The 5,847-nt window shown below is 68.1% G+C and carries 7 protein-coding genes; 3 read left to right on the top strand and 4 right to left on the bottom strand.

The window, feature by feature from the left end; translation table 11 throughout:
• Nucleotides 1-229 precede the first annotated feature (229 nt).
• Both dut and coaBC read right to left on the bottom strand, forming a co-directional pair.
• On the bottom strand, nucleotides 230-688 hold the full coding sequence (gene dut / locus I6U14_RS16985; protein WP_296900879.1) for a dUTP diphosphatase: 459 nt from the start codon (nucleotides 686-688) through the stop codon (nucleotides 230-232).
• Entirely contained in the window at nucleotides 666-1,883 is a 1,218-nt protein-coding gene (coaBC, locus tag I6U14_RS16990) for a bifunctional phosphopantothenoylcysteine decarboxylase/phosphopantothenate--cysteine ligase CoaBC (RefSeq protein ID WP_296900882.1), read from the bottom strand. The genes dut and coaBC overlap by 23 nt, the downstream gene beginning before the upstream one ends.
• 198 nt (nucleotides 1,884-2,081) lie before the next feature.
• Here coaBC and radC point away from each other — a divergent pair, with 198 nt between their 5' ends.
• The 3 genes from radC to rpmG all read left to right on the top strand — a co-directional run bounded on the left by radC (nucleotide 2,082) and on the right by rpmG (nucleotide 3,468).
• Nucleotides 2,082-2,756, top strand: coding sequence for a DNA repair protein RadC (gene radC, locus I6U14_RS16995; RefSeq protein WP_296900885.1), 675 nt, complete (start codon nucleotides 2,082-2,084; stop codon nucleotides 2,754-2,756).
• Between the two features lie 196 nt (nucleotides 2,757-2,952).
• The gene (gene rpmB, locus I6U14_RS17000; protein WP_296900888.1) at nucleotides 2,953-3,189 is read left to right on the top strand and encodes a 50S ribosomal protein L28; all 237 of its coding nucleotides are present in this window, start codon (nucleotides 2,953-2,955) and stop codon (nucleotides 3,187-3,189) included.
• Between the two features lie 111 nt (nucleotides 3,190-3,300).
• Nucleotides 3,301-3,468, top strand: coding sequence for a 50S ribosomal protein L33 (rpmG, locus tag I6U14_RS17005; protein ID WP_058555420.1), 168 nt, complete (start codon nucleotides 3,301-3,303; stop codon nucleotides 3,466-3,468).
• 130 nt (nucleotides 3,469-3,598) lie between these two features.
• Here the strand turns inward: rpmG and I6U14_RS17010 are convergent, their stop codons facing one another.
• Together I6U14_RS17010 and I6U14_RS17015 are read right to left on the bottom strand one after the other, a co-directional pair.
• Nucleotides 3,599-4,786 carry a fatty acid desaturase gene (locus I6U14_RS17010; protein ID WP_296900892.1) on the bottom strand — a complete coding sequence of 396 codons (1,188 nt, stop codon included), beginning with the start codon at nucleotides 4,784-4,786 and terminating at the stop codon, nucleotides 3,599-3,601.
• A 120-nt stretch (nucleotides 4,787-4,906) separates the two neighbouring features.
• The coding region (locus I6U14_RS17015; RefSeq protein WP_296900894.1) for a hydantoinase/oxoprolinase family protein at nucleotides 4,907-5,847 on the bottom strand (941 nt) is incomplete at its 5' end.

Below are 5,847 nucleotides of genomic sequence, written 5' to 3' on the forward strand. Positions count from 1 at the left end.
CCTCCGCTCCCCTTGTCCCGCGTTCTGCTCCCCTCGGCCCGTCCCAGTAGGCGCATCGTCGGCGTGTCGCTCCCCCTGCCGGTCGGCCCCCGGAGGTCATAAGCGCGGAAAATGTGGGCTGGCCCTGTCGCCTGGCCCAGGTCCCCACCGGCGGCTGCAGCGTCCTCAGCGGGCTCCGACAAACTGGCCCGATCGCCGCCAGCAGCGGGGGGCAGGCTCGGGCGCATGGTCAAATCCGCCCGCTGTGGCCGAAGCCGCCCGTGCCGCGAGCGCTGGCGGCAAAGTCGTCCACCAGCTCCAGCTCGGCATGCACCACCGGCACCAGCACCAGTTGCGCGATGCGCTCGCCCACCTCGATGCGGAAAGCGTCGCGCCCGCGGTTCCAGCAGGAGACCAGAAGCTCGCCTTGGTAGTCAGCGTCGATGAGACCCACCAGATTGCCCAGCACGATGCCGTGGCGGTGGCCGAGCCCGGAGCGGGGCAGGATCATGGCCGCGAGCCCGGGCTCGGCGATGTGCACGGCCATGCCCGTCGGGAGCAGCTCGGCGTCGCCCGGCGCCAGCTCCACCGGCGCCGGCGGCAGTGCACGCAGGTCCATGCCCGCGGCACCTTCGGTGGCATAGGTCGGGAGTGGAAAGTCCCGCCCGAGCCGCGGATCCAACACCTTAACCTGAAGCCGATGCCGCATAACGTTCCGCAATCAGTTGCGTCAGGGCCGTCGCCAACGCGGGTTTCGGCTGCAGGGGGAGCGCACGGCGCCCTCCCGGCCAGAGGACCAGCAGGGCGTTGTCGTCAGCCTCAAAGCCGCCGACGGCGCCGCCAACCTCGTTGGCTGCGATCATATCGAGCCCCTTACGCTCGAGCTTGGCACGCGCCATCGCTTCCACGGCGTCTGTCTCGGCGGCGAATCCAACCGTGAAAGGCTTATCGGGAAGGGCAGCGACGGCGGTGAGAATGTCCGGGTTGCGCACGAGCTTGAGGGTCAGGCTGTCGGCGTCCTTTTTGAGCTTCGTCGGCATCGGGTCTGCCGGGCGGTAGTCCGCCACGGCGGCGGCGGCGACGAAGATCGCGCAGTCCGCAATGCGGTCCATCACGGCGGCGTGCATATCCGCGGCGGATTCCGCACGCACACGGGTGACGCTCACAGGACAAGGCAGCGCAGAGGGGCCTGAGACCAGCGTCACCCGCGCACCGGCGCGAGCCAAGGCGGCCGCCAGTGCATAGCCCATTTTGCCCGAGCTGCGGTTGCCCACATAGCGCACCGGATCGATTGCCTCACGTGTGGGCCCGGCGGTGATCAGCACTGGCACATTCGCCAGCGCCGACTTCGGCTGCGCGGACGGGCCGGGGAGCAGCGCTGCTGCGATCTCCGCGGGCTCCAGCATCCGCCCCGGACCTGTCTCACCACAGGCCTGCTCCCCGTCGGCCGGCCCGAGCAGCCGGCAGCCGCGCCGGGCCAGCACCTGGACGTTCGCTGCCGTCGCCGGATGCTGCCACATCTGTTGGTTCATCGCCGGTGCGATGCTCACTGGCGCGGTTGTCGCCAGCACCAGCGTTGTCAGCAGATCATCCGCCAAGCCATGGGCAAGACGTGCGATGAGATGCGCCGTCGCCGGCGCGAGCAGGATGTGGTCGGCCCAACGCGCGAGCGCGATGTGGTCCATACCCGCCTCGGCCTCGGGTGCCAACAGCGCCGTGCGCACCGGCCGCCCGGAGACGGCCTGCAGGCTGAGCGGCGTGACGAAAGACGCCGCCGCCGCAGTCATGACCACCTGGACGGCGGCACACCGCTCCACCAGCCGCCGGACCAGCTCCGGCGTCTTGTAGGCCGCGATGCCGCCGCTGACCCCCAGCAGGATCTTCTGCGACCCTTCGTCGGACACGGTGCTCGCTGCGCAACCTGAATCATCGTGGAACCAACGCGGGATTGTAGCGCAGTCTCGACAAGCGCTCGCGAGCGCACGCGCGCCGCTTCGATCTGGAAGATGACATTGCGCGCACCGGTGACGCAAAACGTGTACGGCGGGGCTGGCGCTGGGGTAAGCTCCGCACTGCCGCAGCGCCTAGGGGGAGACACCGCCATGCCCATCAGTGATTGGCCCGAGCAGGAGCGCCCGCGAGAGAAGCTTATCGACCGCAGTGCCGGTGCGCTGAATGACGCCGAGCTGCTCGCCATCTTTCTGCGTACCGGGGTCAAGGGTCGCAGCGCCGTGGACCTCGCCCGCGATCTGCTCGCGGATTTCGGCGGCCTCGTCGGGCTGTTGTCGGCGAGCCAGGCGGAGTTCTGCCGCGGCAAGGGACTCGGTGTGGCCAAATACGTGCAGTTGCAGGCGGCGCTCGAGCTCAGCCGGCGGTATCTGCGGGCCGAGATCGCCGAGCGCGACGTGCTGACGAGCCCAGAGGCCGTGCGCAACTACCTGAAAAGCCGCCTGCGCGCACATCCGCACGAGGTCTTCGCCTGCCTGTTTCTAGACAACCGCCATCGCATCATCGAGTACCGCGAGCTCTTCCGCGGGACCATCGACGGGGCCAGCGTGCATCCGCGGGAGGTAGTGCGTGAGGCCATGCGTTGGAACGCGGCGGCCGTCATTTTCGCCCACAATCATCCGTCCGGCGTCGCGGAGCCGAGCCAGGCGGACCTGCGTATCACCCAGCGCCTGCAGGACGCCCTGGCGTTGGTGGATGTGCGTGTGCTCGACCATATCGTCATCGGCGAGGGGGACGGCACCTCTTTCGCCGAGCGCGGCTTGCTCTAAGGGCACCGCAACCACCCGCGAGTGTCCGCGTTGGAATACCGAAAAGCTGCTTGAACGCCTTACTTCTGGCGGATATACTGACCGGCTTTGTACAGTGACGCGTCCGCCCGCATCACGCTTTGCCGCACCAGCCGGCAGGCCAACGCGCTCTCGTAGACGTCTCATCGACGCGGGCCACACATAGGAGCCTCGGGCCATGTCCAAAGTCTGCCAGGTGACCGGCAAGCGCCCGGTGACCGGAAACAATGTCTCGCACGCGCACAACAAGACGCGGCGGCGCTTTCTGCCGAATCTGCACTACCATCGCTTTTGGGTGGAGAGCGAGAAGCGCTGGGTGCGGCTGCGCGTATCCACCAAGGGCTTGCGCATCATCGACAAGCTTGGCATCGACGCCGTCCTGGGTGATATACGCGCCCGCGGCGAGAAGGTGTGAGTGGCGCCACCCGGCGCCGCCCCAGCCTAAGGCCCAGCCCAACGCCCAGCCCAGCACTCAGCCCGACACACAGCCCAGCATCGATCACGCGCTTAACGAGGTAGCACGCACATGGCCAAGGCAGCTCGCGAAAAGATCCGCCTCAACTCGAGCGCGGGAACAGGTCACTTCTACACAACGACCAAAAACAAACGCAATCAGCCGGGCAAGATGGAGATCAAGAAGTTCGACCCTGTCGCCCGCAAGCACGTCATGTACAAAGAAGGCAAGATCAAATAGCGCGACAGCAAAGCGCAACCTGAAGAAACCCGCGTTCGCGGGTTTTTTATGCCGATCCCCAGAGCCGCATGGCGCGGCTGCGGGCGAGACTCGCACCAAGCCTGGCCTGGTGCGCGCCGTCCCGCCCCGATCAGTGCGCCGGAGCCCCCACCAAGGCCATCCCCCGCAGCTGGCGCGAAAACCGCTCCAACGCCTGGATACCGGTGGCCTCGGCCTGATGGCACCAGTCCTGCAGCTGCTGCAACAGGGCGTCCTGGGAAGGCGCGTTGCGCTCCCAGATCTGCTGCAGGCGTTCGCGGAACTGGTAGACCACCGCAAGCTGCTGGCTCTGCGTCAGCAGATGCTCGAGATTACGCCGCCCGTGCTCGTCGAGCTGACTCCAAGTCCGCGCAAGCATGCGGGCCGCATGCCGCGGAGAGATATCGCAGTTGCGCACCTCACTGCCGAGGGCCTCGCGCGTTACCGGCTTCAGCACATCCAGACTGAAGCGCCGCACCACGTGCATCCGCCCGATGAGAAATGCCCTCAAGGTATCCAAGTCGACGTTGCGCTTGCCCTCGATGAAGCGCGGCCACGGCGCTACGCGCTTGACTCGCGCGAGGCCCAGCCAACTGAACAGCCGGATGTAGAGCCAGCCGAGGTCAAGCTCCCAGCGGCGCATGGCGAGCCGCGCCGAGGACGGGAACGCATGGTGGTTGTTGTGCAGCTCTTCTCCGCCGATGAGCACGCCCCAGGGCAGGATGTTGGTAGCCGCATCCGGTGTCTCGAAGTTGCGGTAGCCCCAAGAGTGGCCGACACCGTTGATCACGCCCGCGGCAAGCACCGGGATCCAGAGCATCTGCACCGCCCAGGCTGCGAGGCCATAGACACCGAAAAGCAGCAGATCCAGTACCAACATCAGAGCGATGCCGTACCAGCTGAACCGGCTGTAGAGGTTGCGCTCGAGCCAATCGTCGGGCGTGCCCTGGCCGTAGCGCACCAGGTCGTCGGCGTTCTTGGCAGCGGCCATGTACAGCTCGGAGCCTCGCCAGAATACGGTGCGCAGACCCAACACCTGCGGGCTGTGCGGGTCACGCGAGGTCTCGCAGTGGGCGTGGTGCTTGCGGTGCACCGCCACCCATTGCCGTGTCACCATGCCGGTGGTGAGCCAGAGCCAGAATCGGAATAGATGGGCGAGCGCCGGATGCAGGTGCAGCGCGCGATGTGCCTGGGCACGATGCAGATAAATCGTGACGGCAAGAATGGTGAGATGGGTCATCGCCAGTATGGCGACGATTACCTGCCAAGGTGAGAAATCCAGCAGACCCTGGTACGTCATTAAGCAGACCTCGGGGGGCAAATGGGGAAAGCCCCGGCCAATTTTGATGTTATCGGGGAGACATGTGCGGGCGCACTATAGCCAACCGGGCCCGGCGGCACCAGCACTGTCCGCGCAGCCTCAGCAGCGGTGCAGCAGCAGGTTGCCGAACGCATCGCGCTCTGCCCGCCAGCCTGATGCAAGCCAGGTGGTGGCGACATCATCCAGCAGCACCGCCGGTCCACGGAGCCGCTCTCCCACAGCCAGTGAGGCACGCCGACGCAGCGCCACCGGGGCCGCAAAACCCGCGACCCGCACCTCTGCGGGCCCGGCGGCGGGATGGGGCGTCGGTCCGTCGACGCGCGGCAATGCGGGTGCCCGCGGCGGCGCGGTGAGCCGCACGCGTAGGTTCACGAGCTCCACCGGCAAATCCAGGTTGTGACCGTAGCGCGTGGCGTGCAGCTCGTGGAACGCGGCCGTCGTCGCCGCGACACCGGCCCAGGGCAGGTTCAGCGTGTAGGATTGCCCGCGGTAGCGCAGGTCCAGGCTGTCCGCGCGTGTCAGCGTCGCCGCGTCGAGGCCCTCCGCCGTCAGCGCCGCACGCCCCGTGTCGGCCAATGCCCCGAGCGCGGCACCGACCTCGGCGTCGCCGCGCGCGGCGAGCGGCCCGAGCCAGGCCCGCGTCAGCAGCCGCCCGGGCGGCGCGGCCAGCCAAACCAGTGCCGAGAGCACTCCGGCCCGTTCGGGGACGGCAGCCAGGTCACTGCGCAGTGCCCCCGCCGCCGGCCCACAGGGGAAGCCGCCGGCACCGCCGAAGCAGCAGAGCCAGCCCGCGGCGGGGTCGATACCACGCTGCACCGAGATCACGCGCAGCGCCTGCGCCATGTGCTCATTGACGACGTCCAGAATGCCGCGGGCGGCGCGCTCCGCCGCATCCTGCTTCGCGCCGTCGAGACCCAAGCGCTGAGCCAGCCCGGCCAGGGCCTGCCGCGCAGCGCCCCGATCCAGGCGCATGCGCCCGCCCAGGAACGCATCCGCCCGCAGCCGGCCCAGCCCGAGATTCGCCTCGGTCACCGTGGGCC

Source organism: Thiohalocapsa sp. (assembly GCF_019695415.1).
In the GTDB taxonomy this organism is placed as follows: Bacteria; Pseudomonadota; Gammaproteobacteria; order Chromatiales; family Chromatiaceae; genus Thiohalocapsa.

Coding starts and splice junctions, on each gene's coding strand:
- dut (WP_296900879.1), bottom strand. CDS start 688: ATGCGGCATCGGCTTCAGGTTAAGGTGTTGGATCCGCGGCTCGGGCGG.
- radC (WP_296900885.1), top strand. CDS start 2,082: ATGCCCATCAGTGATTGGCCCGAGCAGGAGCGCCCGCGAGAGAAGCTT.
- rpmB (WP_296900888.1), top strand. CDS start 2,953: ATGTCCAAAGTCTGCCAGGTGACCGGCAAGCGCCCGGTGACCGGAAAC.
- rpmG (WP_058555420.1), top strand. CDS start 3,301: ATGGCCAAGGCAGCTCGCGAAAAGATCCGCCTCAACTCGAGCGCGGGA.
- I6U14_RS17010 (WP_296900892.1), bottom strand. CDS start 4,786: ATGACGTACCAGGGTCTGCTGGATTTCTCACCTTGGCAGGTAATCGTC.